The organism is Streptomyces sp. DSM 118878, from assembly GCF_052936595.1.
In genome coordinates this window covers 4,056,343-4,080,016 of record NZ_CP193622.1, presented here as the reverse complement: position 1 = coordinate 4,080,016, position 23,674 = coordinate 4,056,343, and the positions used below count along the sequence as shown (strand labels likewise).

The following is a 23,674-nucleotide window of genomic DNA, read 5'->3' as shown; positions in this document are numbered from 1 at the left end:
AGGCTAAGCGGGCCTCCACCTTGGGGAGTACACGCGCTCGATACGGATCGCACCTCCGGTTGACCCCGGAGCGCCGTGGGCCTGCCTACGCTGGGTTACGTGCAGCGCCTCTATGACTTCCTCCGCAGACACCCGACCTGGGTCGACGGCTTCTGGGCTCTCGTCCTGCTCGGTATCTCCGGGATCGGTCTGGTCGCCACGAACGAGGCGGACGGCCACAACGAGCCGTCCATCGGGGCGATCCCCGCCACTCTCGGGCTCTGCCTGGTGATCGCGCTGCGTCGGCGGGCGCCCGAGAAGATGCTGGTGCTCGCCGCGGTCATCGGCTTCCTCCAGCTCGTCTTCGACGTGGAGACGCTGCCCGCGAACTTCGCGATGCTGGTGATCATCTACACGGCGGCGACCGACGGGGCGAAGTGGGCCTCGCGGTTCGCGCTGATCGGCGGCCTGTGCGCGGCCCCGCTCGCGATGATGCGCTGGCCCCAGGGGGACCTGGGTGTCGTCGGCACCATCTTCGTCACGGCGTTCCAGATCGTGCCCTTCGCGCTCGCCTGGGTCCTCGGTGACTCCGTCCGCACCCGCCGCGCCTACCTCGCCCAGCTGGAGGAGCGCGCCGACCGGCTGGAGAGGGAGCGCGAGGCGCAGTCCAAGGTCGCGGTGGCGGCCGAGCGGGCGCGCATCGCGCGCGAGCTCCACGACGTGGTCGCGCACAACGTCTCCGTGATGGTGGTCCAGGCCGACGGCGCCGCGTACGTCCTGGACGCCGCGCCCGACCAGGCCAAGAAGGCCCTGGAGACGATCTCGGGGACCGGCCGCCAGGCCCTCGCGGAGATGCGGCGCCTGCTCGGCGTGCTGCGGACCGGGGAGCCCGAGGAGGGTTCCGAGTACGTCCCGCAGCCCGACGTCGAGCAGCTCGACGAGCTCATCGAACAGGTGCGCACGTCCGGTCTGCCCGTCGACTACAAGGTCGAGGGAACCCCGCGCCCGCTGCCCAGCGGCGTCGAGCTCACCGCGTACCGCATCGTCCAGGAGGCGCTGACGAACACGCGCAAGCACGGCGGCGAGAAGGCAGGGGCGAGCGTGCGCCTGGTCTACTTCGACGACGGCCTGGGGCTGCTCGTCGAGGACGACGGCAAGGGCGCCCCGCACGAGCTGTACGAGGACGGCGGCGCCGACGGCAGAGGGCACGGCCTGATCGGCATGCGCGAGCGCGTGGGTATGGTCGGCGGCACGCTGGACGCGGGCCCGCGGCCCGGCGGCGGCTTCCGGATCAGCGCCCTGCTGCCCCTCAAGCCCACTCATTGATGTCCATGGATGACACCTGACAACCGATGACACCTGTCAACGACATACCCCCCGAAGGGACTCCCTTGATGTCGATCCGCGTGATGCTCGTCGACGACCAGGTGCTGCTGCGCACCGGGTTCCGGATGGTGCTCGCCGCCCAGCCGGACATGGAGGTCGTCGCGGAGGCGGGCGACGGGGTCGAGGCCCTGGAAGTGCTGCGGTCGACCGCGGTCGACGTCGTCCTGATGGACGTGCGCATGCCCAAGCTGGACGGCGTGGAGGCGACCCGGCGCATCTGCCAGGGCGAGAACCCGCCGAAGGTGCTGATCCTGACCACCTTCGACCTCGACGAGTACGCCTTCTCGGGGCTGAAGGCCGGCGCGTCCGGCTTCATGCTCAAGGACGTGCCGCCGGGTGAGCTGCTCACCGCCATCCGCTCGGTGCACAGCGGTGACGCGGTGGTCGCGCCGTCCACGACGCGGCGCCTGCTCGACCGCTTCGCGCCGATGCTGCCGAACGCGGGCGGACAGCCGCAGCACAAGGAGCTGGAGCGGCTCACCGAGCGCGAGCGCGAGGTCATGATCCTGGTCGCGCAGGGCCTGTCGAACGGCGAGATCGCGGCGCGGCTCGTCCTCTCGGAGGCGACCGTGAAGACGCACGTCGGCCGCATCCTGACGAAGCTGGGGCTGCGGGACCGGGTCCAGGTCGTCGTACTCGCCTACGAGACCGGCCTCGTGCGGGCCGGGGGCGGCGGCTCCTAGAGCCGTGCGACGGGGGCTTGCCCGGGTCCCGGTTCAGCGGCACAGGGCCTTGTCCACGACGGCGTCGACGTGGTCCATGACGGCTTTGTCGGAGGGCTGCGTGGTCACCGCGACGTTGGCGGCCCGGCCGTCGTCGGTGGCGCCGCCCCGGGTCTCGTAACCCGTCATGCTGCCGCCGTGGCCCCAGTAGACGCCGCCGCACGACAGCGGCCTGCTCACGAGACCCAGGCCGTAGCGGGCGCCGGGGCCGAAGTAGTCGGCGCGGACGGTGGTGCGCATCTCGGCGAGCTGGGCGTCCTTGAGGAGACGGCCGCCGAGGAGTGCGCCGTAGAAGCGGTTGAGGTCGGAGTTGGTGGAGATCATCTGGCCCGCCGACCAGCCCCAGGAGGGGTCGTACTCCGTGACGTCGACCGGGGCGCCCGCCGCGTCCCTGTCGTAACCCCTGGGGTGGCGTTCCCGGATGGTCGTCTCCCCGGGGGCGGGGAAGTAGGTGTGGTGCAGCCGGGCGGGGCCGATGATGCGCCGCTCCAGCTCGTGGGCCAGGGAATGGCGGGTGACCTTCTCGACGATGAGGCCCGCCAGTACGTAGTTGGTGTTGCTGTACGCCCACTTCTTGCCGGGCTCGAATTCGGCCTCGTGCTCCAGGGCGAGGCGGACGAGGTCGCGCGGGGCGTAGTACCGGACGTCCTCGGCGAGGTACCTGACGTAGTTGGGCAGGCCGCTGGTGTGCTGGAGGAGCTGGCGCACGGTGATGCGGCGGCCGTCGATCCCCTCGCCGCGGACGAGGCCCGGCAGATAGGTCTCGATCCGTGTGTCGAGGCCGATCTTCCCTTCGCCGACCAGTTGCAGTACCAGCACGGCGGTGAACGCCTTGGTGTTGCTGCCGATCCGCACTTGGCCGTCCCTCGGCACCTTCGCGCCGGTCGCCAGGTCACCGGTTCCCGCGGTGTAGGTGCGGGTGTGGCCCGCCCGGTCCTCGACGCTCGCCAGCGCCGCGGGCACGCCGTCGGAGCGCACCAGTGCGCGCAGGTCCTGCCGGACGGTGTCGGGCGCGACGGTGGCCGCCGCCGCGGGCTGCGTGAGGACGGCCGACGCCATGGCCACGGCGGTCACCAGGGCCGCGGCCGTCAGGGCTCCGGGCCGGCCGCCACGGCGCCGCTCGGACGGACGAAGCCTCTGTTCTGCCTGCTCACGCACGGGCCGACTCCTACGGGTTGTCGCTACGGGGCCGCCGGGAAACCCCCGGCGTCTGCCGGACCCAGCTTTTCCGTCGGCGGCGGCCCGGGGCGATCCTGCTGCCCGGTCGGCTCGCGGTGGGGCTAACCCCCGGCGGCGTGTTCCAGGCCGACCCCCGGGCGTGCTCCCGTACCGGCTAGCGCAGGACGCCCTCGATGAAGTCGCTGCCGAGGCGGGAGACCACGCTGATGTCGAGCTGGTGCTGCACATAGCGTCCGCGGCGGCGCGTGGTGACCAGGTCGGCCTTCTTCAGCACCGTCAGGTGCCGGGATATCTCCGGTGCGGTCATGCCGTGGGCGTCGGCCAGCTCGCCCGTGGTGTACGACCCGCGCGCCAGGTGGCGGCAGAGCCGCATCCGCACCGGGTGCGCCAGCGCCGACATGCGGCGGGTGAGCTGCTCCACGGTGGGCGGGGACGTGAGGCCGGGGGCGCTCACGGGATACGTGATCGAGGCCTGCCAGCCCCTGCGGTGCAGCACCATGAGGTGCGGCCAGCCGAGGCTGGTCGGCACGAGCACCAGACCGCCGTGGCCGGTGGCCGTCTGCCCATCGGTGATCTTGTCGATGGTGATGCGGTGGCCGCTCTCGTCCAGGGAGACCGCTCCGGAGATCGACTTGAGCGCCTCGCCGAGGCCCTTGCGCCGCAGCAGTTCGGTCTTGTGCCGGGCGTCCGCGGCGAGTTGATGGCTCAGGCGGGCCCAGGTGTCGGCGAAGAACGCCTCGTCGCACTCCTGGAGCAGCGTGCGGAGCCAGGTGCGGACGGCGGGCGGATCGTCGAGGAGCCGCCGGGTGAACCGCACTTGGTGGGGCCCGCGGGCCGCGGCCAGGTCCAGCGCGCGCTGCTGTACGACGGGGTCCGCCAGGAGGTTGCGGTCCGGCTCCGCGTACGTCGACTGGCAGGTGAACTCCAGGGCGGCGTCCACGAACTGCTCGTCGGTGAGCTTGTCGAGCTGGTCGAGCTCCTCGGCGAGCGTGGCCGCGGGGAGCGCGCTCTGGCCCGGCAGTCCGGCGAAGGGCGCGAACACGTCCGAGAACGTCGAGCGCCACAGGAAGTCGGCCTCGCACATGCGGTCCGCGAGGCAGGGGTCGAGGCGCGTGGAGACGGCCGTCGCCCAGCCCTGGAGCCCCGGGTGGTGGCCCGGCTCGGACAGCGCGTGCAGCGCCATGCCGAGCTCGGCCAGGGGCGAGGGCACGACGTGAATCCGCTCCTGGGAGAGCCCGGTGATGTCGATGCGCACGCTCATGGCCCCATGGTGCACCGCGCCACTGACAGCGCGGCCGTCGATTGACGAGCGTCGTCAATCGACGCGACGGCGGTGGCGCCGGGGGAGCAGTGTGGGGTCATCGAAGGAGCACGGCAGCGCCGCCGTCGCCGATGACCGACACCTACGGCCGGAGCGGCCTTCGTGCCGAGCCGTCATCGCGGCCGGCCCGCCGTTCCGCGATCCGCGTCCCCTTCGCCCATGTCCGCCGATCCGCCGATCCGCCGTCCGCGCCGGCCCGCCCTTCCACCCGTCAGTGCGGCACCACCGGCCCGTCAATGCCCGTTAAGTACCATTTGCCTTGAGAGGGAGTACGTCATGAGCGTCACCCAGCAGCACCTGCTCGACACCTACCGTGCCGCCCAGCACGGCGAGCCGAGGCCGCCCGCGCCGGGACGCCACGACTGGCAGGCCGTCCGCGAGATCCGCGACTACGGCCGCTTCCGGGCCGTCATCGCGGAACGCCCCGCACACGGCCGCATCCGCTCCGCGCTGGCCGGACTCATCCGTGACGCGCGCCGTCGGCGGGAATCCGTCGCACGAACTCCGCGACCGCTTCCTTGACGTCGTCGGCCGTCCACGCCAGGCCCTCGTCGGTCACGGTGACCTCCGTGACCGAGAGGCCGGGCGGCCCGTCGGGGAACCACCGGTCGAAGAGCTGGGTCCCGGTCTCCTCCGCCTGCCCGAGGGACGCCTCGTCCAGTACGCCGGGCTCGTACGGCAGCCAGACCTGGAACTGGTGGGTGTGCGGGCGCTCGGGGTGCACGCGCGACCAGGGCACCCCGGCGGCGGCGAACCCCTCGCGCAGCGCGTCGGCCACCACGCGCGCGTGGGCCACGTAGTCGGGCAGCCGCGGCAGCACGCGCCGCAGGCCGAGCAGGGCCGAGACGGCGGCGGGGTACTGCTGGAAGAGCTGGCCGCCGTAGCGGTGGCGCCACACCCTCGCCTCCTCCACGAGCGTGCGAGGCCCCGCGAGCGCGGCGCCGCTCAGCCCTTCGAGGGACTTGTAGAACGACACGTACACGGTGTCCGCGAGGTCCGCGATCTCCGCCAGGGGGCGGCCGAAATGGGTGGGGCACTCCCACAGGCGGGCGCCGTCGAAGTGGACGACCGCCTCCCGCTCGCGTGCCGCCTCCACCACCGCTTCGAGCTCCTCCCACGTCGGGAGGACGAAACCGGCGTCCCTGAGCGGAAGTTCCAGCATCAGCGTCCCGAAGGGCTCGGGGAAGTCCCGTACCTCGTCGGCCGTGGGCAGCCGCCGCGCGGTCGTCGGATGCACCGTACGCAGACCGCTGACCGCGCCCAGGGAACCTCCCTCATGGAGCTCGGGATGCGCCAGCGGGTGCAGCGCCACGGTCGCGTTCCCCGTACGGCCCGCCCAGCAGCGCAGAGCGACCTGCTGGGCCATGGTGCCCGTCGGGAAGAAGGCGACGGCCTCCTTGCCGAGCAGGCGCGCGACCTCGTCCTCCAGGGCGGCGACGACGCCGTTCCCGTAGATGTCCGCGGACTCCTCCGGGCCGACGACCTCGGTGGCCGCGGCCGCGAGCGCCGAGAAGCGTTCGGCGAGCGGGGTGTACGCGTGCGAGCGGGTCAGGGTACGGGTGGCGCCACGCTCCGCCGCCAAGCGCCTCGCCCGGATGTCCGGCTCCCCGTCGGCGCCGGGGGGATCGGTCCGGTCCTGGAGGAGCGCTTGTGCCGCTTCGGTTGAAGTCATGCCCAGAGCATGACCCGCCCGCCCGATCCAGTCACACTAATAACCACAGCCTGTGGACAGCGGAAGACGTGGCAGCCGCCGATCGCGTTAGCATGACGAGAAATCGTCCGGTACCCCGAGCGGACTGGAACGGAAGGCTCATCGCGTGAACGCATCGCATCAGCCGGACCCGCGGGACCGCCCCGCGAGGCTCACGGTGGGAGTCGTCGGAGCGGGCCGCGTCGGCCCCGCGCTCGCCGCGTCGCTGCGGCTCGCCGGGCACCGCCCGGTGGCCGCCTCCGGGGTGTCCGACGCCTCGGTGCGGCGGGCCGCCGCCATGCTGCCCGACATCCCCCTCGTCACACCCGCCGAAGTCCTTGAGCGGGCCGACCTGGTCCTCCTGACCGTCCCCGACGACGCCCTGCCCGGCCTGGTCGAGGGCCTCGCGGAGACCGGGGCGATCCGCCAGGGCCAGCTTCTCGTGCACACCTCCGGGCGGTACGGCACGCGCATCCTCGAACCGGCGCTGCGGGCCGGTGCCCTGCCGCTGGCCCTGCACCCCGCCATGACGTTCACGGGGACACCCGTCGACGTGCAGCGCCTGGCCGGCTGCTCCTTCGGCGTGACCGCGCCCGAGGAGCTGCGGCTGGCCGCCGAGGCCCTCGTCATCGAAATGGGCGGCGAGCCCGAGTGGATCGCCGAGGAGAACCGCCCGCTCTACCACGCGGCACTCGCCCTCGGCGCGAACCACTTGGTCACGCTGGTCGCCGAGTCCATGGACCTGCTGCGCGACGCCGGAGTCGCGGCCCCGGACCGCATGCTCGGCCCCCTGCTCGGCGCAGCCCTGGACAACGCGCTGCGGTCGGGCGACGCCGCGCTCACCGGACCCGTCGCGCGCGGCGACGCCGGCACGGTCGCCGCCCACATCGCCGAGTTGCGCAAGCACGCCCCGCAGACCGTCGCCGGGTACCTCGCGATGGCCCGCGCCACCGCCGACCGCGCCCTCGCCCACGGCCTGCTCAAGCCGGAGCTCGCCGAGGACCTCCTCGGAGTGCTCGCCGACGGCACGGGCCCGGCGGGCGGCACCGGAGGGGGAGAGCGATGACCACCACCCTCGTGCACACCGCCGAGTCCCTGCGCACGCGCGCGCGGGCGGGCCGCAGAGCCGTCGTCATGACGATGGGCGCCCTGCACGACGGGCACGCCGCGCTGATCCGCGCCGCCCGCCGCGCCGCGGGGCCCGACGGCGAGGTCGTCGTCACCGTCTTCGTGAACCCCCTCCAGTTCGGGGCCGGCGAGGACCTCGACCGCTACCCGCGCACCCTGGACACCGACATCGAGGTCGCCGAGCGGGCGGGCGCGGACACCGTGTTCGCCCCCGGCGTCGACGAGGTCTACCCGGGCGGCGAGCCACAGGTCCGCGTGAGCGCGGGCCCCATGGGCACGGTCCTCGAAGGCGCCACGCGCCCCGGCCACTTCGACGGCATGCTCACCGTCGTCGCCAAGCTGCTGCACCTCACCCGGCCCGACACGGCGCTGTTCGGCCAGAAGGACGCCCAGCAGCTCGCCCTCATCCGCCGCATGGCACGCGACCTGAACTTCGACGCGGAGATCATCGGCGTCCCCACCGTGCGCGAGGACGACGGCCTGGCCCTCTCCAGCCGCAACCGCTACCTCACGCCGGACGAGCGCCGCACCGCCCTGGCGCTCTCCCAGGCCCTCTTCGCCGGTCGCGACCGGCATGCCGCCCAGGAGGCCCTGCGCGCGCGTGCCGCCGGCGCCCACACCACACGCGCGCGCGTCGACGCCCTGAACGCCATCGGCGAGTCCCGCGCGGCCGCCGACGCCCACGCCGTGGCGCAGTGCGCCACGCCCTCGCCGTGCGGCGGCCCGGCCGCCGTCGTCGCGGCGGCCCGCCTCGTCCTCGACGACGCCGCGCGCCTGCGGCCCCCGCTGGAGCTCGACTATGTGGCGCTCGTCGACCCGGCCGACTTCCAGGAGGTCCGCCCGGGCCACACCGGTGAAGCCGTCCTCGCCGTCGCCGCCAAGGTCGGCACGGTGCGGCTGATCGACAACATCCCGCTCACCTTCGGAGACGCCGTATGAGTGCCACCGGAATACGGCTGCACGCGCCCGCCCCTGGCTGGTCCCTCGACGCCGACATCGTGGTCGTCGGCTCCGGCGTGGCCGGCCTCACCGCGGCGCTGCGGTGCCAGGCGGCAGGTCTGAGGGCCGTCGTGGTGACCAAGGCACGCCTCGACGACGGCTCCACGCGCTGGGCCCAGGGCGGCATCGCCGCCGCCCTCGGCGAGGGCGACACCCCCGAACAGCACCTGGACGACACGCTCGTGGCGGGCGCCGGCCTCTGCGACGAAGGGGCCGTACGCACCCTCGTCACCGAAGGCCCGGACGCCGTACGCAGGCTGATCGAGACCGGCGCCCACTTCGACACGGGCCCCGGGGGCGCCATCGAGCTGACCCGCGAGGGCGGCCACCACCGCCGCCGCATCGCGCACGCGGGCGGCGACGCCACCGGCGCGGAGATCTCCCGGGCCCTGGTCGAGGCCGTCCGCGCGCAGGGCATCCCGACCGTGGAGAACGCCCTGGTCCTCGACCTGCTCACGGACGCCGACGGCCGCACCGCGGGCGTCTCCCTGCATGTCATGGGGGAGGGCCAGCACGACGGCGTGGGCGCCGTCCACGCCCCGGCCGTGGTCCTCGCGACCGGCGGCATGGGCCAGGTCTTCTCGGCGACCACCAACCCCTCGGTGTCCACGGGCGACGGCGTCGCGCTCGCCCTGCGCGCCGGCGCCGAGGTCTCCGACCTGGAGTTCGTGCAGTTCCACCCCACGGTGCTCTTCCTGGGCGCCGACGCGGAGGGCCAGCAGCCGCTGGTCTCCGAAGCGGTCAGGGGCGAGGGCGCGCACCTGGTGGACGCCGACGGCGTGCGCTTCATGGTCGGTCAGCACGAACTGGCCGAGCTCGCGCCCCGCGACATCGTCGCCAAGGGCATCACGCGCCGCATGCTGGAGCAGGGCGCCGAGCACATGTACCTGGACGCCAGGCACTTCGGCGCCGACATGTGGGAGAACCGCTTCCCGACGATCCTCGCCGCCTGCCGCGCCCACGGCATCGACCCGATCACCGAGCCCATCCCGGTCGCCCCCGCCGCGCACTACGCCTCGGGAGGCGTCCGCACCGACCCGTGCGGCCGAACCACCGTCCCCGGGCTCTACGCATGCGGGGAGGTCGCCTGCACCGGCGTGCACGGCGCCAACCGCCTGGCCTCCAACTCCCTGCTCGAAGGACTGGTCTACGCCGAGCGCATCGCCGCCGACATCGCGGCACGGCACGCGGAGAACGGCCTCCACGCACGCGTGCCGGCCCCCGTGGCGGAGCCGGAGACACCCACTCACCCCTTGCTGCCGCCCGAGGCCCGCTTCGCCATCCAGCGCGTCATGACCGAAGGCGCCGGAGTCCTCCGTTCCGCCGACTCCCTCTCCGAGGCCGCGGCCCGCCTGGCCCGCATCCACGCCGAGGCCGCGGGCGCGCTCGCCGACGACGGCAAGACCGCGGAGCCCGGCGTCGACACCTGGGAGACGACCAACCTGCTGTGCGTGGCCCGCGTCCTGGTCGCCGCCGCCCAGCGCCGCGAGGAGACCCGCGGCTGCCACTGGCGCGAGGACCACGCCGACCGCGACGACGCCGCCTGGCGGCGCCACATCGTCGTACGCCTGAACCCGGACCGCACCCTGGCCGCCCACACGACGCAGAGCCCCGACTTCCCCCCGACGATCCGTCCCACTCCCCAGGAGCAGTGACCGTGAGCACCCCCGACGACCTCCCCCTCGCCCCGACCGGCGGTGGCTGCGGCGATGCCTGCGGCTGCGGCGGGGACGACGCGTTCGACCCCCTGGAGTGCGGCCTCGACCCCGCTCTCGCACGGCTCCTCGCCGAGGCGGGCCTCGACCCGCTCCAGGTCGAGGACATCGCGCACATGGCCATCGAGGAGGACCTGGCCGGCGGCGTGGACGTCACCACGGTCGCCACCATCCCCGAGGACGCCGTGGCCACCGCGGACTTCGTCGCCCGTGAGGCGGGCACCGTCGCCGGCCTGCGGGTCGCCGAAGCGGTCGTCTCCGTCGTCTGCGAGGACGAGTTCGAGGTCGAGCGCCACGTGGAGGACGGCGACCGCGTGGAGGCGGGCGCCAAGCTGCTCAGCATCACCACCCGCACCCGCGACCTGCTCACCGCGGAGCGCAGCGCGCTGAACATCCTGTGCCGCCTCTCCGGCATCGCGTCCGCCACGCGCGCGTGGGCCGACATGCTGGACGGTACGAAGGCGAAGGTCCGCGACACCCGCAAGACGACGCCCGGCTACCGCGCCCTGGAGAAGTACGCGGTCCGGATGGGCGGCGGCGTCAACCACCGCATGTCGCTCTCCGACGCGGCCCTGGTCAAGGACAACCACGTCGTCGCGGCCGGCGGCGTCTCCGAGGCCTTCAAGGCCGTGCGCGAGCAGTTCCCCGAGGTGCCGATCGAGGTCGAGGTCGACACGCTCCACCAGCTCCGCGAGGTCGTCGACGCGGGCGCCGACCTGATCCTCCTGGACAACTTCACGCCGGGCGAGACCGAGGAGGCGGTCGCCGTCGTCGCGGGCCGGGCCTTCCTCGAATCCTCGGGCCGCCTGACCCTGGAGAACGCCCGCGCGTACGCGGTGACGGGCGTCGACTACCTCGCCGTGGGCGCCCTCACGCACTCCTCGCCGATCCTCGACATCGGCCTCGACCTGCGGGAAGCGGTGCGGGACTGATGCTCCTCACCATCGACGTGGGCAACACCCACACCGTCCTCGGCCTCTTCGACGGCGAGGACATCGTCGAGCACTGGCGCATCTCCACGGACGCGCGCCGCACGGCCGACGAACTGGCCGTGCTGCTCCACGGCCTCATGGGCATGCACCCCCTGCTCGGTGACGAGCTCGGCGACGGCATCGACGGCATCGCGATCTGCTCGACGGTGCCCTCGGTCCTGCACGAGCTGCGCGAGGTCACCCGCCGCTACTACGGGGACGTCCCCGCCGTGCTCGTCGAGCCCGGCATCAAGACCGGCGTCCCGATCCTCATGGACAACCCCAAGGAGGTCGGCGCCGACCGCATCATCAACGCGGTCGCGGCGGTCGAGCTCTACGGAGGACCCGCGATCGTCGTCGACTTCGGCACCGCCACGACCTTCGACGCGGTCTCCGCACGGGGGGAGTACGCGGGTGGCGTCATCGCCCCCGGTATCGAGATCTCCGTGGAGGCGCTCGGCGTGCGCGGCGCGCAGCTCCGCAAGATCGAGCTGGCGCGGCCGCGGAGCGTGATCGGCAAGAACACCGTGGAGGCCATGCAGGCGGGCATCCTGTACGGCTTCGCGGGCCAGGTCGACGGGGTCGTCAACCGCATGGCGCGGGAGCTGGCGGGTGCGGGGGGCGACCCCGACGACGTCACGGTCATCGCGACGGGCGGGCTCGCCCCGATGGTCCTGGGGGAGGCTTCGGTCATCGACGAGCACGAGCCCTGGCTCACGCTGATCGGGCTCCGCCTGGTGTACGAGCGGAACGTGCCCCGCCTCTGACTGGCCGCTCGGCCTTGTTGCGCCCTGCCGTGCCCCGTTGTTTCGCCTCCCGTAGGAGCTTGAAGCCCGCCGCTTCGCGGCGGATGCTTCCCACCCGGCCCACCCGGCCCACCCGTCTCGCCGCGGCCGACCCGGTGACGTAGGAGCGGGGTTCGGCGGTGGCCGGGCCCCGGCCGAGCCGTTTCCCCGCCGCTGGAGGCGCCCCCGCCAGGACCCGGCCAGGACCCGCCGCGCCACTAAACTGGCGTTAAGCGGATTTTGTCCGAGTTGCGCTTATCGTCAACTCATGCCCACGCCCTACGGTTCCCGCGGCGGTATGGCCTTCAGCGCGGAGGAGCTGCGTGTGCTCCGCCGTGCCCTGGCTCTCGCCCTGCATCCACGCCCCGCCTCCGACGAGGACATCCAGGACTGTCTCCGCCTCGCCGAATCGGTCGACGAGGCCGTGAGCGAAGGCGCCAGACTGCGCGCCTTCCTGGTGGCCGACCTCGCCCGCTACCGGGCGGGACTGCCCGGCACCGCGTCCGGCTACCTCGCGCTCCTGGCCGACGTACTGGGCACCGGCTACCAGCCGGGCCCCGACGACCTCGCCGCGCTCCGCGCCCTGCGCGGCAACGCCAAGGCCGCCGCCCTCCTGGACAGCTGCCGCACGCTCACCGAGGACGCCGTGCGCGCCCGCCTCGCGGGACGCGCCGTACCGGCGGCACCGGAGCGCCCGGCCGTACCCGCGTCCCGCACCCACCTGCTCGCCCTGCCCGGCGGCCTTACCGCGGCGGACGACGAGGCCGCGTCGCCCGCGGCCGAGCCCGCCCGGCGCCCCGCGGCCCCCGCTCCGGACCCCGCCCGGCCGGTCCCGACCCCGGCGGAGGTCTTCCCGCCGAAACGCCGCCCCGCCGCGCCGGCGGCTCCGGCGGTACCCACGGGCCCCCCGCGTCAGCGCGCCGCGGGCTAGCTACTCTGGAGGGCATGGACTACGTTTCCGCGCTCGTGCCCCCCGTAGTGATGGCCGTGTTCTTCGCCCGTCTCATCGTGACGATCATGAAGACGCAGGGCGGCGCCAACAAGGCCAAGGAAGACGCGGCCGCGGACGCGATGAGCCGTGCCGAAGCGGCCCGCCGCATGCCGGAGGCCGGCGGCGCCTAGGGCCGGCGTGAGCCTCGCAAGGGCGTACGACTCATACTTTTTTGAGTCGTACGCCCTTTTTGTCGTGTAAATCCTCATCGCGCCGATAGTGCCGATAGTGACGCTGCCCACTATTGTTCTGATGTGCCTCGTCCATTGGGAGAACTCGAAGACGCCGTCATGACACGGGTGTGGAAGTGGAACCGCCCCGTGACCGTTCGAGAAGTCCTGGAAGACCTTCAGCAGGAACGGTCCATCGCGTACACGACCGTGATGACCGTTTTGGACAATCTTCATCAGAAGGGCTGGGTGCGCCGCGAAGCGGAAGGCCGCGCCTATCGATATGAGGCGGTCTCCACCCGGGCCGCGTACGCCGCCGCACTGATGAACGAAGCCTGGTCGCGGAGCGACAACCCCGCCGCCGCTCTCGTCGCCTTCTTCGGCATGATGTCGGCGGAACAGCGCGAAGCGCTGAGCGACGCCATGCGTATCGTCCAGGGTCCGGCCGCCCAAGGCCCGGAGAACCCCGGAGGCGGCCCGGAGAACCCCGGCGACGCCGGGCGCGAGACAGAGCGATAGCGTCCGCTCATGGCAGCAGAGGCATCCGAACTCAGCGAACGTAAGTCAAAAGCGGTCTCCGTCCGCAGGGCGCGAACCTCCGATGTGCCCGCCGTGCGAGGGCTCCTCGACTCATACGTCCGCGAGCGTATCCTCCTGGACAAAGCGACCGTGACGCTTTACGAGGACATCCAGGAGTTCTGGGTGGCGGAACGCGACGACAACGCCGAGTTGGTCGGCTGCGGCGCACTGCACGTGATGTGGGAAGACCTCGCGGAAGTCCGGACGCTCGCGGTGAATCCCGAGGTCAGGGGAGCCGGAGTAGGGCATCAGCTGTTGGGGAAGTTGCTGCAGACCGCCCGTTGGCTCGGCGTGCGCAAGGTTTTCTGTCTCACCTTCGAAGTCGACTTCTTCGGCAAGCACGGCTTCGTGGAGATCGGCGAGACTCCGGTCGACGGAGATGTCTACAGCGAGCTCCTGCGTTCCTATGACGAGGGCGTCGCGGAGTTCCTGGGCCTCGAACGAGTGAAACCGAACACCTTGGGCAACAGTCGGATGCTTCTGCATCTGTGATCGTCACGGTGGTATTCCGTGACCACCTCGTGCCCGGTGGCCTATGTCCGAAACGCGCATGTTTCCAGGGTTCTCGGGGCGCGGATCTCTCATGGATCTCACCCAGGGGTTTGTGTTTTTCGGGCAAAAGCGGTTTGCTTTCCGACGTACTGCAGTACTGCATATAACAGGGGTCGCGAATCGGCGACGCACGTCGTGCGGTCCGGCCTTGAAGTTATCGATGAAAGGAAATCCGGTGGCACAGAAGGTTCAGGTCCTTCTTGTCGATGACCTCGACGGCGGCGAGGCGGACGAGACCGTGACGTTCGCGCTGGACGGCAAGTCCTACGAGATCGACCTCACCACGGCCAACGCGGACAAGCTCCGTGGCGCCCTCGAGGACTTCGTCAAGGCGGGCCGGCGCACCGGCGGCCGTGGCTCCGGCGGGCGCGGCAAGACGCGTGCGGCGGCGACCGGCGGCGGTCAGGACACCGCGGCGATCCGCGCCTGGGCGAAGGAGAACGGTTTCGAGGTCAACGACCGCGGCCGCGTTCCCGCGTCCATCCGCGAGGCCTACGAGAAGGCCAACGGCTGACGGCTGCGACGCCGCAGCCGGACGCGGTGGCACTGGGTCGCCGCCGTGTCCACCAGTCGTACGAGATCGGAGCCCACGGCGGGGTCGCTGTGGTGCACCGTCCCACCCCACCCCACGGCGGGCAGGGACAGGGGCGCCGGCAGCGTCGGCTCCACCTCGCACCCGGGCTCCGGGGGCCGCAGCCAGACGGCGGACCCCGGCGAACCGGACCACCCAGGAGGCGTGGGCGCCTCGATCAGGCCGCCCGCCCCGACCGCGGTGAGGCCGAGGGGGATGTCCCCCCACTCCAGCCAGTCGAGCAGCCCCGGCAGTTCGTCGGCGCCACCCGCGCCGATCAGCAGGCGCATCGTTTCGCCAAGCAGCGCCACCGGCGCCTTCGGCCCGAGATGGCGCAATGCGGCGAACCCCGCCTCGGCGGGCAGTTCCAGTACGTCGAAGCGCAGCCCCGTCACCAGACGCACCGGGCCGGGTCCGGGCGCGGTCGCCCAGCCGAGTTCGTTCTCGTACCACTGCCGCACCGGGTCGCTCTCGACCGGCCTGCGGGGCTGAGGAACTGTGAGGGCCATGTTCGGGCAACAGCCGAAACGGTTCCCGGGTTACGCACTGTGGCCGGTTGAAAGCGCAGAGTGTCCGAAAAGGGGGCGTCCGGGCGCGTCCGGCAGTGCAAGGGTGTTCGCCCGTAGCTGAGGGAACCGGGGTGCGCCGCATGGAGTGTCAGTCGTAACGGGTAAGACATCCCTAGTGGGGAGGGTCGACACGCGGCTCCGGCAGGCCTCCGTTCGCCATCGGCGTAGTGATGGTGGGGGTAACTGCCTGGCCTGCGGGAACATCGTCTCGCACCATCGGGTTGGAGCAGGTGTCGGCTTTCCGGGTCAGGAGATCCTCCGAGAAGGGGTCCGGGTGTCGGCAGATGGAATGAGCGGTCCCCGCTTGCGGGACTAAGCTGCGGAAGGACAGGGAGGGGACCGACCCCTTACTGCCTGACCGCTCTGAGGAGCGATTAACGATGTTCGAGAGGTTCACCGACCGCGCGCGGCGGGTTGTCGTCCTGGCTCAGGAAGAAGCCCGGATGCTCAACCACAACTACATCGGCACCGAGCACATCCTCCTGGGCTTGATCCACGAGGGCGAGGGTGTCGCCGCTAAGGCCCTGGAGAGCCTCGGGATTTCGCTCGAGGCGGTCCGCCAGCAGGTGGAGGAGATCATCGGGCAGGGCCAGCAGGCTCCGTCCGGGCACATCCCCTTCACCCCCCGTGCCAAGAAGGTCCTGGAGCTGTCGCTCCGCGAGGCCCTTCAGCTGGGCCACAACTACATCGGCACGGAGCACATCCTGCTCGGCCTGATCCGCGAGGGCGAGGGCGTCGCCGCCCAGGTCCTGGTCAAGCTGGGTGCCGATCTCAACCGGGTGCGGCAGCAGGTCATCCAGCTGCTCTCCGGCTACCAGGGCAAGGAGACCGCCACCGCGGGCGGTCCTGCCGAGGGCACGCCCTCCACGTCCCTGGTGCTCGACCAGTTCGGCCGGAACCTCACGCAGGCCGCCCGCGAATCCAAGCTCGACCCGGTCATCGGGCGCGAGAAGGAGATCGAGCGGGTCATGCAGGTGCTGTCCCGCCGCACCAAGAACAACCCGGTGCTCATCGGCGAGCCCGGCGTCGGCAAGACCGCCGTCGTCGAGGGCCTGGCGCAGGCCATCGTCAAGGGCGAGGTGCCCGAGACCCTCAAGGACAAGCACCTCTACACCCTCGACCTGGGCGCGCTGGTCGCCGGTTCCCGGTACCGCGGTGACTTCGAGGAGCGCCTGAAGAAGGTCCTCAAGGAGATCCGCACCCGCGGCGACATCATCCTGTTCATCGACGAGCTGCACACGCTCGTGGGCGCGGGTGCCGCCGAGGGCGCCATCGACGCCGCTTCGATCCTGAAGCCGATGCTGGCCCGCGGTGAGCTCCAGACCATCGGTGCGACCACGCTCGACGAGTACCGCAAGCACCTGGAGAAGGACGCGGCCCTCGAGCGCCGCTTCCAGCCCATCCAGGTCGCGGAGCCGTCGCTGCCGCACACCATCGAGATCCTCAAGGGCCTGCGCGACCGCTACGAGGCCCACCACCGCGTCTCCATCACCGACGAGGCCCTCGTCCAGGCGGCGACGCTGGCGGACCGCTACATCTCGGACCGCTTCCTCCCCGACAAGGCGATCGACCTGATCGACGAGGCGGGCTCCCGGATGCGCATCCGCCGGATGACCGCGCCGCCGGACCTCCGCGAGTTCGACGAGAAGATCGCGGGCGTCCGCCGCGACAAGGAGTCGGCCATCGACTCCCAGGACTTCGAGAAGGCGGCCTCTCTCCGCGACAAGGAGAAGCAGCTGCTGGCGGCGAAGGCCAAGCGCGAGAAGGAGTGGAAGGCCGGCGACATGGACGTCGTCGCGGAGGTCGACGGCGAGCTGATCGCCGAGGTCCTCGCGACCGCCACCGGCATCCCGGTCTTCAAGCTGACGGAGGAGGAGTCCTCCCGTCTGCTGCGCATGGAGGACGAGCTCCACAAGCGGGTCATCGGCCAGAAGGACGCCGTCAAGGCGCTCTCGAAGGCGATCCGGCGTACGCGAGCGGGTCTGAAGGACCCGAAGCGTCCGGGTGGTTCGTTCATCTTCGCGGGCCCGTCCGGTGTCGGTAAGACCGAGCTGTCCAAGGCGCTCGCCGAATTCCTCTTCGGTGACGAGGACGCGCTGATCTCCCTCGACATGTCGGAGTTCAGCGAGAAGCACACGGTTTCGCGTCTCTTCGGTTCGCCCCCCGGTTACGTGGGTTACGAAGAGGGCGGTCAGCTGACCGAGAAGGTCCGCCGCAAGCCGTTCTCCGTCGTCCTTTTCGACGAGGTCGAGAAGGCCCACCCGGACATCTTCAATTCGCTCCTGCAGATCCTGGAGGACGGTCGCCTGACCGACTCCCAGGGCCGGGTCGTCGACTTCAAGAACACGGTCATCATCATGACGACCAACCTCGGCACCCGTGACATCTCGAAGGGCTTCAACCTCGGCTTCGCGGCCCAGGGCGACACGAAGTCCAACTACGAGCGGATGAAGAACAAGGTCAGCGACGAGCTGAAGCAGCACTTCCGCCCGGAGTTCCTGAACCGCGTGGACGACGTCGTCGTCTTCCCGCAGCTCACGAAGGACGACATCCTCCAGATCGTCGACCTGATGATCGACAAGGTGGACGAGCGCCTCAAGGACCGGGACATGGGCATCGAGCTCTCCCAGCCCGCGAAGGAGCTGCTCGCGAAGAAGGGTTACGACCCGGTGCTCGGCGCGCGTCCGCTGCGGCGCACGATCCAGCGCGAGGTCGAGGACAGCCTCTCCGAGAAGATCCTCTTCGGCGAGCTGCGTCCGGGCCACATCGTGGTCGTCGACACGGAGGGCGAGGGCGAGACCGCCACGTTCACCTTCCGTGGCGAGGAGAAGGCGGCACTGCCCGACGTGCCGCCGATCGAGTCCGCCGCGGGTGGCGGCGCCGGCCCGAACCTGAGCAAGGAGGCGTAGCCGCCGAGCGGGTCCGCCCCCGGGCGGGCCTGCCTCCGGCACGCTTCACAGGGGCTGCCCCGGACCGTTTCACACGGTTCCGGGGCAGCCCCTTTTTTCATGCGCCTACGGGCCTACGCCGGGGCGGTGAGGGTCCGTATGAGCGCGGCCAGGGCCTCGGGGGTGGTGGTGAGGGCCGCGGCCGGGTCGTCGCTCTCCTGGAGGTGGACCCGGCCGAGGGGGTCGGCGGCGACGTATACGCAGTTGGCCTGGTCGCCGCTGAACGACGACTTCTGCCAGTCGAGAGTGCTCATGCTTGTGCTCCCAGGAGGGTGTACAGGATGTGTTGGACAAGCCCCAGTGAGTCCCGTGTCCCGTGCTCGACGGAGAGCGCCGGCGCGGCAATGGGCGGGAGCGCTGCCGCGCCGAGCCGCTCGAACTGGCGGCGGTACTTGGCGACGGTGTCCTCGCCGTGCAGGAACATCGACTGCGCGGGGTGCTCCATCAGAACGGTTTCCAGCGCACCGCCATGCGAGGTGATGTGGCAGAACGGTGTGGTGAGCGCCGATATGGCGACGGCCGTGAACGGCATGATCTGGATCGTCACGTGCGGCAACCGAGCCAGTTCCACCAGCCTGAGCAACTGCTTGTGCATGACCTGCGCGCCACCGAAACGCATGTGCAGGGCAGCTTCGTGGATGACGGCGTGGACGCGAGGCGGGCGGTCGTTGGTCAGTACGCGTTGACGTCCCGAGCGGAAGCGGACGGCGGTTTCGATCTCTGCCGCCGAGGACACGTTGTCGCTCACCTCGAAGATGGCGCGTGTGTAGTCCTCGACCTGGAAGAGCCCCGGCAGGAACAGTGACTCGTACGAGCACAGCTGCGCGGCCTCGGACTCCAGCTCTGCGAGATCGAGCGCCGATGCGGGCAGCTGCCCCTTGTACGCGGTCCACCAACCCGTGCCGGTGGAGTCGGCGAGGTTCACCAGAGCCTCTACGTAGGGTGAACTTGTGACCCCGTAAGTCCGACACAGGGAGCGGATTCGCTCGGCGGAGATGGAGGTACGCCCATTTTCCGCATGTGTCAGGTGTACCCGTCCCATGCCGATCACTTCTCCGGCCGCTTGCACGGTAAAGCCACTGTGCTCGCGCAACCTTCGGAGTTCCGACCCGAGTCGGAGCTGCCGCTCGGTAGGAGCCGTTCGCAGTGCCAACGCTGTCTCTCTTCGTGGAGGTGGGGTCAGTCTGCACAAGGCGGAGCTACTCGGTCCACCAATGAGGCCAAGCAGGTTGAACAAGTAAGCCCCGTATCGCTACCTTGGGTGAGGCGATGCTCACGCAACGATGCCGGAAGCCTCGCTGTCGACGCAGTCATACCGTCATGCCCGCCCGCAGAAGCGCACCACCCGTTCCAACCCCCGTGCCGGACGGGGCGTTGCTCGCGAGGGGTGGTAGGCCACTGCGGCCGGGACGCGGCGGCGTATCCATCAGCCGAAGCAGCGACCCACCGCCATGGAGGCGTCTCATGGGCGTACCCGAGCGTGACCTCGACCCTGCCGGGCGCGAGCCCGGACCACCACTGACCTACACCCTGTTCACCCCCGGCAACGTCCACTCCGCCAAGATCTGCCGGGACTTCGTGCGCGGCACGCTGGAGACCCTCGGGCTCGGGCGTCTCGGGGACACCGCCGCGCTCTGTACCTCCGAGCTGGTGACCAATGTGCACCGGCACACCGGGAGCGACGTCCACTTGAGGGCCGCCGTCGCCGCCACCCACGTACGTGTGGCCGTGTACGACGGGCGTGTCCTGCTGCCCACGCCCCGCAGGGCCCTCGCCGAGGACGACGGCGGGCGCGGGCTGTTCCTCGTGACCGCGCTGTCGGACGTGTGCGGGGTGACGCCGACCGGGGCCGGCAAGGGGGTCTGGTTCCAGCTCAACCGGTGAGGACCGGTGCGGGACTCGCGGGCGACGGCGGCGTCCGCAGGTCCCGTAACCCGGCCCTCGGGCGTAGCCCGCGTCACAATTCCGGCGGGGTGGATCGCCGTGCCCGGTGACATGACGCACAGGGGTTTTGTCCGTTACTAGGCGGAATAGTGGGACGGCCGCAGGGGGCGTCCGGGACCTTTGGCCCGCGGCCTTCGGGCCGTTCGACGTGGTTGGCGGGACTCCGTCCGGGCCGTCCCCCGCGCGCGGCCGGGCGGCCTCCGACGTGCGGGGCAGTGCGTCGACCCGGGAAAAACGCCGTAAGTCGGACGTGGAGTAATTGTCCGCATTTGGTGGTGTCAAGAGGTTGAAATGCTGACGGCCTGCTACGGCTTTCCGTAGTAGATGGGCCCTTTGTGCGGTGACCGGAGAGCGGGTTACCAAGGTATGGCCGATCCGGCGATACGTGATCCGCGGGAACTCACCCGCTTCCCGCGTGCCGGATCTACGCATGCCCCCCTCAGTCAAAACTCCGGAGGACACACATATGTCGAAGCGCACCAAGTCCCACCAGGCCCGTCCGTCCATGCTCCGTACGAAGGTGGCCGTCGTCGCCGCGGGTGTCGGGGCGTCGGCGGTCCTCGGGGCCGGGGTCTCGGTCGCTGCGGACAGTGCCAAGTCCGGCGGCGCCCTGCCCGGCGTCTCCGTGAACTCTGTCCGCGCCCAGGCCGACGCTCAGGCCAAGGCCGCCGACAAGGCGCAGAAGGACGCGGCGAAGAAGGCCGCGGACGCCAAGAAGGCCGCGACCTCCTGGGTCCACCCGGTCGAGCGCTACACGCTCTCCGCGACCTTCGGTCTCGGCGGCAACATGTGGTCCTCCAAGCACTCCGGCCAGGACTTCGCCGTGCCGGTCGGCACCAACGTGGGCGCCGCGCACGCCGGCACCGTCGTCAAGGCCGGCCCGAACGGCGGCGGTGACGGTCCCGCGTACGGCAACGCCGTCGTGATCAAGCACGACAACGGTACGTACTCGCAGTACGCGCACCTCTCGCGGATCGACGTCCACGTGGGTCAGAACGTCACCACCGGCCAGCACATCGCCCTCTCCGGCAACACCGGCAACTCCAGCGGTCCTCACCTGCACTTCGAGATCCGCAAGACGGCGAACTACGGCTCGGCCATCGACCCCGTGGCCTTCCTCGGCTCGGTCGGCCTGAAGCTCTGAACCCCAGGGCCTAGCCGCCGCTCGTGCCCGTGTGCGCCTGCGTGATCAGATCGATGGCGACCTCCAGGATGGCCTTGCGCTTCTCCTCGGGGTCGCCTTCGACGTCCTTGAGCGCGAACATTCCACCGTGCATGGTGAACAGCGCGCTGAAGCACCGCACCTGGTCGACCATGTCCGCCCCGGGGTCCTTGAGGATGTCGAAGAGCCCGATCATGCGGCCCTTGAAGGACTCGCCGATCTGAAGGTCACGCACCGTGGCCTGGTTCTCCTGCATGAAGCGGAAGAGCGGCGACGCGTCGACGAGGATCTCGCTGTAGCGGTGCAGAACCTCCTGCCGGGTCTCCAGGGAGGGCGGCTGCGGCTGCTCGCGGCCCCACTCGATCAGCTCGTCGATGGGCCTGGTGCCGTCCTCGAAGAGGCTGTTCAGGATGTCTTCCTTGGTCTTGAAGTGGTAGTACAGCGCCGCCTTCGTGACCTCCAGACGCTCCGAGATCTCCCGCAGTGACGTCTTCTCGTACCCATGCTCGGCGAAGAGTTCGAGGGCCACGTCCTGGATGCGCTGGCGGGTGTTCCCGCGGCGCTGCTGCTTGCCTGTGCCCGTGCCCATCGGGGTACTCCTCGACTCCGCTTAACTTACTTGACGCCCGGCTAGTTAGGGGTCTACTTTCCCCAGTGTAATCAACTAGCCGGGCGGCAAGTAAGGCGCCCGGCGTCCAGGGCGTTCCTGGGGGACCGCGGGGAGTGGGAAAACATGGCTGACACGACTACGGCGAGAGCCGTACCGGAGCAGAAGGGGGACCAGCCGGCGCCGCGCAGCGTACGCGTCGTACTGATGGCCCTGATGATCGCGATGCTGCTCGCGATGCTCGACAACATGATCGTCAGCCCGGCGATGCCGACCATCGTCGGCGATCTCGGCGGCCTCGAACACCTGTCGTGGGTCGTGACCGGCTACACCCTGGCCACCGCCGCCTCCACCCCCATCTGGGGCAAGTTCGGCGACATGTACGGGCGCAAGGGCGCCTTCCTCACCGCGATAGTGATCTTCCTGGTGGGCTCCGTGCTCAGCGGCATGGCGCAGGACATGGGCCAGCTCATCGGGTTCCGCGCGATCCAGGGCCTGGGCGCGGGCGGTCTGATGGTCGGCGTCATGGCGATCATCGGCGACCTGGTGCCGCCGCGGGAACGCGGCAAGTACATGGGCATGATGACCGGCGTCATGGCGGTCGCGATGATCGGCGGCCCGCTGGTCGGCGGCACGATCACCGACCACCTCGGCTGGCGCTGGGCCTTCTACATCAACCTGCCGCTCGGCGCGGTGGCGCTCGTCATGGTGACCGCCGTCCTGCACCTGCCGAAGAAGAAGGCCGAGGGGCGCATCGACTACCTCGGCGCGGCCCTGCTCACCGTCGGCATCAGCGCGCTCGTGCTCGTCACCACCTGGGGCGGCTCCGAGTACGCCTGGAGCTCGGCCGTGATCATGGAACTGATCGCGATCGGCGTCGCCACCCTGGTCGGCTTCGTCTTCGTGCAGAAGAGGGCCGCCGAGCCGATCATGCCGCTGCACATCTTCCGCAGCCTCAACTTCTCGCTGATGGCCGTGATCGGCTTCATCACCGGCTTCGTGATGTTCGGCGCGATGCTCTTCCTGCCGCTCTACCAGCAGTCGGTGCAGGGGGCGTCGGCCACCAACTCGGGGCTGCTGCTCCTGCCGCTGCTGCTCTCGATGATGGTCGTCTCGGTGTTCGCCGGCCGGTACACCACGGCCACCGGCAAGTACAAGATCCTCCCGGTCGCCGGCACCGTACTGATGGCCGTCGGCTTCTTCCTGCTCGCGCAGATGGACACGGAGACGTCGCGACTGACCTCGGGCCTCTACATGGCCGTGGTCGGCGCGGGCATGGGCTTCCTGATGCAGGTCACCATGCTGGTCGCGCAGAACAGCGTGCAAATGAAGGACATGGGCGTCGCCTCGTCCTCGGCCACGCTCTTCCGTACGCTCGGCTCGTCCTTCGGCGTCGCGATCATGGGCGCGCTCTTCAACGAGCGGGTCCAGGACGTGATGGCCGAGCGCGCCGGCTCGGGTGGCGGAAAAGAACCCGCGGCCGCCGTCACCGAGCAGTCGACGCAGCTGACCGCGGACAGCCTGGCGAAGCTGCCGGAGCCGGTGCGCGAGGCGTACCAGTACGCGGTCGCCTCCGGTACGCACTCGGCGTTCCTGCTGGGCGCGGCCATCGCGGTGGCAGCCCTGGTCGCGGCGCTCTTCGTCAAGGAGCTCCCGCTGCGAGGCTCGGCCCCGGCCCCGGCCCCGGTCGACAAGAGCTGACGCAG

General features: G+C 70.7%; 24 protein-coding genes and 1 pseudogene. 17 read left to right on the top strand and 8 right to left on the bottom strand.

Going from position 1 to position 23,674, the window contains the following annotated elements; translation table 11 throughout:
* Positions 1 to 99 precede the first annotated feature (99 nt).
* Positions 100 to 1,305: a sensor histidine kinase gene (locus ACRAKF_RS18035; protein ID WP_447038185.1), complete on the top strand. Its 1,206-nt coding sequence runs from the start codon at positions 100 to 102 to the stop codon at positions 1,303 to 1,305.
* A gap of 68 nt (positions 1,306 to 1,373) precedes the next feature.
* The gene (locus tag ACRAKF_RS18030) at positions 1,374 to 2,048 is read left to right on the top strand and encodes a response regulator (protein ID WP_447038184.1); all 675 of its coding nucleotides are present in this window, start codon (positions 1,374 to 1,376) and stop codon (positions 2,046 to 2,048) included.
* 33 nt (positions 2,049 to 2,081) lie between these two features.
* On the opposite strand, the gene ACRAKF_RS18025 is transcribed toward ACRAKF_RS18030, so the two are convergent.
* Together ACRAKF_RS18025 and ACRAKF_RS18020 are read right to left on the bottom strand one after the other, a co-directional pair.
* The gene (locus ACRAKF_RS18025) at positions 2,082 to 3,245 is read right to left on the bottom strand and encodes a serine hydrolase domain-containing protein (protein ID WP_447038183.1); all 1,164 of its coding nucleotides are present in this window, start codon (positions 3,243 to 3,245) and stop codon (positions 2,082 to 2,084) included.
* A gap of 175 nt (positions 3,246 to 3,420) precedes the next feature.
* Positions 3,421 to 4,527, bottom strand: a complete 1,107-nt coding sequence (locus tag ACRAKF_RS18020; protein ID WP_447038182.1) for a DUF5937 family protein — start codon at positions 4,525 to 4,527, stop codon at positions 3,421 to 3,423.
* A 336-nt stretch (positions 4,528 to 4,863) separates the two neighbouring features.
* On the opposite strand from ACRAKF_RS18020, the gene ACRAKF_RS18015 reads away from it, so the two are divergent.
* A complete protein-coding gene (locus tag ACRAKF_RS18015; RefSeq protein ID WP_447038181.1) occupies positions 4,864 to 5,109 on the top strand; it encodes a hypothetical protein in 246 nt (81 codons plus the stop codon).
* Here ACRAKF_RS18015 and ACRAKF_RS18010 read toward each other — a convergent pair.
* The gene (locus ACRAKF_RS18010) at positions 5,048 to 6,259 is read right to left on the bottom strand and encodes a threonine aldolase family protein (protein WP_447038180.1); all 1,212 of its coding nucleotides are present in this window, start codon (positions 6,257 to 6,259) and stop codon (positions 5,048 to 5,050) included. The genes ACRAKF_RS18015 and ACRAKF_RS18010 overlap by 62 nt on opposite strands.
* 145 nt (positions 6,260 to 6,404) lie before the next feature.
* On the opposite strand from ACRAKF_RS18010, the gene ACRAKF_RS18005 reads away from it, so the two are divergent.
* The 10 genes from ACRAKF_RS18005 (at position 6,405) to ACRAKF_RS17960 (ending at position 14,681) form a co-directional block, all read left to right on the top strand.
* Positions 6,405 to 7,343, top strand: a complete 939-nt coding sequence (locus tag ACRAKF_RS18005) for a Rossmann-like and DUF2520 domain-containing protein (protein WP_447038179.1) — start codon at positions 6,405 to 6,407, stop codon at positions 7,341 to 7,343.
* Positions 7,340 to 8,344, top strand: coding sequence for a pantoate--beta-alanine ligase (gene panC / locus ACRAKF_RS18000; RefSeq protein WP_447038178.1), 1,005 nt, complete (start codon positions 7,340 to 7,342; stop codon positions 8,342 to 8,344). The genes ACRAKF_RS18005 and panC overlap by 4 nt, the downstream gene beginning before the upstream one ends.
* Positions 8,341 to 10,059 carry an L-aspartate oxidase gene (locus ACRAKF_RS17995; protein ID WP_447038177.1) on the top strand — a complete coding sequence of 573 codons (1,719 nt, stop codon included), beginning with the start codon at positions 8,341 to 8,343 and terminating at the stop codon, positions 10,057 to 10,059. Before panC ends, ACRAKF_RS17995 begins: the two co-directional genes overlap by 4 nt.
* Positions 10,060 to 10,061: 2 nt before the next feature.
* Positions 10,062 to 11,051 carry a carboxylating nicotinate-nucleotide diphosphorylase gene (gene nadC, locus ACRAKF_RS17990; RefSeq protein ID WP_447038176.1) on the top strand — a complete coding sequence of 330 codons (990 nt, stop codon included), beginning with the start codon at positions 10,062 to 10,064 and terminating at the stop codon, positions 11,049 to 11,051.
* On the top strand, positions 11,051 to 11,857 hold the full coding sequence (locus tag ACRAKF_RS17985) for a type III pantothenate kinase (RefSeq protein WP_447038175.1): 807 nt from the start codon (positions 11,051 to 11,053) through the stop codon (positions 11,855 to 11,857). The genes nadC and ACRAKF_RS17985 overlap by 1 nt, the downstream gene beginning before the upstream one ends.
* 316 nt (positions 11,858 to 12,173) lie before the next feature.
* Positions 12,174 to 12,806 carry a hypothetical protein gene (locus ACRAKF_RS17980; RefSeq protein WP_447042051.1) on the top strand — a complete coding sequence of 211 codons (633 nt, stop codon included), beginning with the start codon at positions 12,174 to 12,176 and terminating at the stop codon, positions 12,804 to 12,806.
* Between the two features lie 14 nt (positions 12,807 to 12,820).
* A complete protein-coding gene (locus ACRAKF_RS17975) occupies positions 12,821 to 12,997 on the top strand; it encodes a hypothetical protein (protein WP_447038174.1) in 177 nt (58 codons plus the stop codon).
* A 123-nt stretch (positions 12,998 to 13,120) separates the two neighbouring features.
* Positions 13,121 to 13,555, top strand: coding sequence for a BlaI/MecI/CopY family transcriptional regulator (locus tag ACRAKF_RS17970; protein ID WP_447038173.1), 435 nt, complete (start codon positions 13,121 to 13,123; stop codon positions 13,553 to 13,555).
* Between the two features lie 9 nt (positions 13,556 to 13,564).
* On the top strand, positions 13,565 to 14,107 hold the full coding sequence (locus ACRAKF_RS17965; RefSeq protein WP_447038172.1) for an amino-acid N-acetyltransferase: 543 nt from the start codon (positions 13,565 to 13,567) through the stop codon (positions 14,105 to 14,107).
* 235 nt (positions 14,108 to 14,342) lie between these two features.
* A complete protein-coding gene (locus ACRAKF_RS17960; protein ID WP_447038171.1) occupies positions 14,343 to 14,681 on the top strand; it encodes a histone-like nucleoid-structuring protein Lsr2 in 339 nt (112 codons plus the stop codon).
* Here ACRAKF_RS17960 and ACRAKF_RS17955 read toward each other — a convergent pair.
* Positions 14,660 to 15,247 (bottom strand): SCO3374 family protein, encoded by a 588-nt coding sequence (locus tag ACRAKF_RS17955; RefSeq protein WP_447038170.1) that lies wholly within the window; start codon positions 15,245 to 15,247, stop codon positions 14,660 to 14,662. The genes ACRAKF_RS17960 and ACRAKF_RS17955 overlap by 22 nt on opposite strands.
* Positions 15,248 to 15,687: 440 nt before the next feature.
* On the opposite strand from ACRAKF_RS17955, the gene ACRAKF_RS17950 reads away from it, so the two are divergent.
* Positions 15,688 to 18,216: an ATP-dependent Clp protease ATP-binding subunit gene (locus tag ACRAKF_RS17950; RefSeq protein ID WP_447038169.1), complete on the top strand. Its 2,529-nt coding sequence runs from the start codon at positions 15,688 to 15,690 to the stop codon at positions 18,214 to 18,216.
* A 113-nt stretch (positions 18,217 to 18,329) separates the two neighbouring features.
* On the opposite strand, the gene ACRAKF_RS17945 is transcribed toward ACRAKF_RS17950, so the two are convergent.
* From ACRAKF_RS17945 to ACRAKF_RS17935, 3 genes and pseudogenes are all read right to left on the bottom strand, one after another.
* The gene (locus tag ACRAKF_RS17945; RefSeq protein WP_447038168.1) at positions 18,330 to 18,509 is read right to left on the bottom strand and encodes a DUF397 domain-containing protein; all 180 of its coding nucleotides are present in this window, start codon (positions 18,507 to 18,509) and stop codon (positions 18,330 to 18,332) included.
* A complete protein-coding gene (locus ACRAKF_RS17940) occupies positions 18,506 to 19,180 on the bottom strand; it encodes a DUF5753 domain-containing protein (protein ID WP_447042049.1) in 675 nt (224 codons plus the stop codon). Before ACRAKF_RS17940 ends, ACRAKF_RS17945 begins: the two co-directional genes overlap by 4 nt.
* Before the next feature lie 36 nt (positions 19,181 to 19,216).
* Positions 19,217 to 19,408: pseudogene (locus ACRAKF_RS17935) on the bottom strand (helix-turn-helix domain-containing protein); the annotation flags it as partial.
* 311 nt (positions 19,409 to 19,719) lie between these two features.
* Here ACRAKF_RS17935 and ACRAKF_RS17930 point away from each other — a divergent pair.
* Both ACRAKF_RS17930 and ACRAKF_RS17925 read left to right on the top strand, forming a co-directional pair.
* Positions 19,720 to 20,139, top strand: coding sequence for an ATP-binding protein (locus ACRAKF_RS17930; RefSeq protein WP_447038167.1), 420 nt, complete (start codon positions 19,720 to 19,722; stop codon positions 20,137 to 20,139).
* A 526-nt stretch (positions 20,140 to 20,665) separates the two neighbouring features.
* Positions 20,666 to 21,343, top strand: a complete 678-nt coding sequence (locus ACRAKF_RS17925) for a M23 family metallopeptidase (RefSeq protein ID WP_447038166.1) — start codon at positions 20,666 to 20,668, stop codon at positions 21,341 to 21,343.
* Between the two features lie 10 nt (positions 21,344 to 21,353).
* On the opposite strand, the gene ACRAKF_RS17920 is transcribed toward ACRAKF_RS17925, so the two are convergent.
* A complete protein-coding gene (locus ACRAKF_RS17920) occupies positions 21,354 to 21,950 on the bottom strand; it encodes a TetR/AcrR family transcriptional regulator (RefSeq protein ID WP_447038165.1) in 597 nt (198 codons plus the stop codon).
* A 144-nt stretch (positions 21,951 to 22,094) separates the two neighbouring features.
* Between ACRAKF_RS17920 and ACRAKF_RS17915 the strand changes: the two genes are divergently transcribed.
* Positions 22,095 to 23,669, top strand: coding sequence for an MDR family MFS transporter (locus ACRAKF_RS17915; RefSeq protein WP_447038164.1), 1,575 nt, complete (start codon positions 22,095 to 22,097; stop codon positions 23,667 to 23,669).
* Positions 23,670 to 23,674: the final 5 nt, after the last annotated feature.

Excerpts from the sequence above, each read along its gene's own strand:
- ACRAKF_RS18030 (WP_447038184.1), top strand. The coding sequence starts at position 1,374 with ATGTCGATCCGCGTGATGCTCGTCGACGACCAGGTGCTGCTGCGCACC.
- ACRAKF_RS18020 (WP_447038182.1), bottom strand. The coding sequence starts at position 4,527 with ATGAGCGTGCGCATCGACATCACCGGGCTCTCCCAGGAGCGGATTCAC.
- ACRAKF_RS18015 (WP_447038181.1), top strand. The coding sequence starts at position 4,864 with ATGAGCGTCACCCAGCAGCACCTGCTCGACACCTACCGTGCCGCCCAG.
- ACRAKF_RS18010 (WP_447038180.1), bottom strand. The coding sequence starts at position 6,259 with ATGACTTCAACCGAAGCGGCACAAGCGCTCCTCCAGGACCGGACCGAT.
- panC (WP_447038178.1), top strand. The coding sequence starts at position 7,340 with ATGACCACCACCCTCGTGCACACCGCCGAGTCCCTGCGCACGCGCGCG.
- ACRAKF_RS17995 (WP_447038177.1), top strand. The coding sequence starts at position 8,341 with ATGAGTGCCACCGGAATACGGCTGCACGCGCCCGCCCCTGGCTGGTCC.
- ACRAKF_RS17985 (WP_447038175.1), top strand. The coding sequence starts at position 11,051 with ATGCTCCTCACCATCGACGTGGGCAACACCCACACCGTCCTCGGCCTC.
- ACRAKF_RS17980 (WP_447042051.1), top strand. The coding sequence starts at position 12,174 with ATGGCCTTCAGCGCGGAGGAGCTGCGTGTGCTCCGCCGTGCCCTGGCT.
- ACRAKF_RS17975 (WP_447038174.1), top strand. The coding sequence starts at position 12,821 with ATGGACTACGTTTCCGCGCTCGTGCCCCCCGTAGTGATGGCCGTGTTC.
- ACRAKF_RS17965 (WP_447038172.1), top strand. The coding sequence starts at position 13,565 with ATGGCAGCAGAGGCATCCGAACTCAGCGAACGTAAGTCAAAAGCGGTC.
- ACRAKF_RS17955 (WP_447038170.1), bottom strand. The coding sequence starts at position 15,247 with ATGGCCCTCACAGTTCCTCAGCCCCGCAGGCCGGTCGAGAGCGACCCG.
- ACRAKF_RS17950 (WP_447038169.1), top strand. The coding sequence starts at position 15,688 with ATGTTCGAGAGGTTCACCGACCGCGCGCGGCGGGTTGTCGTCCTGGCT.
- ACRAKF_RS17945 (WP_447038168.1), bottom strand. The coding sequence starts at position 18,509 with ATGAGCACTCTCGACTGGCAGAAGTCGTCGTTCAGCGGCGACCAGGCC.
- ACRAKF_RS17930 (WP_447038167.1), top strand. The coding sequence starts at position 19,720 with ATGGGCGTACCCGAGCGTGACCTCGACCCTGCCGGGCGCGAGCCCGGA.
- ACRAKF_RS17925 (WP_447038166.1), top strand. The coding sequence starts at position 20,666 with ATGTCGAAGCGCACCAAGTCCCACCAGGCCCGTCCGTCCATGCTCCGT.
- ACRAKF_RS17920 (WP_447038165.1), bottom strand. The coding sequence starts at position 21,950 with ATGGGCACGGGCACAGGCAAGCAGCAGCGCCGCGGGAACACCCGCCAG.
- ACRAKF_RS17915 (WP_447038164.1), top strand. The coding sequence starts at position 22,095 with ATGGCTGACACGACTACGGCGAGAGCCGTACCGGAGCAGAAGGGGGAC.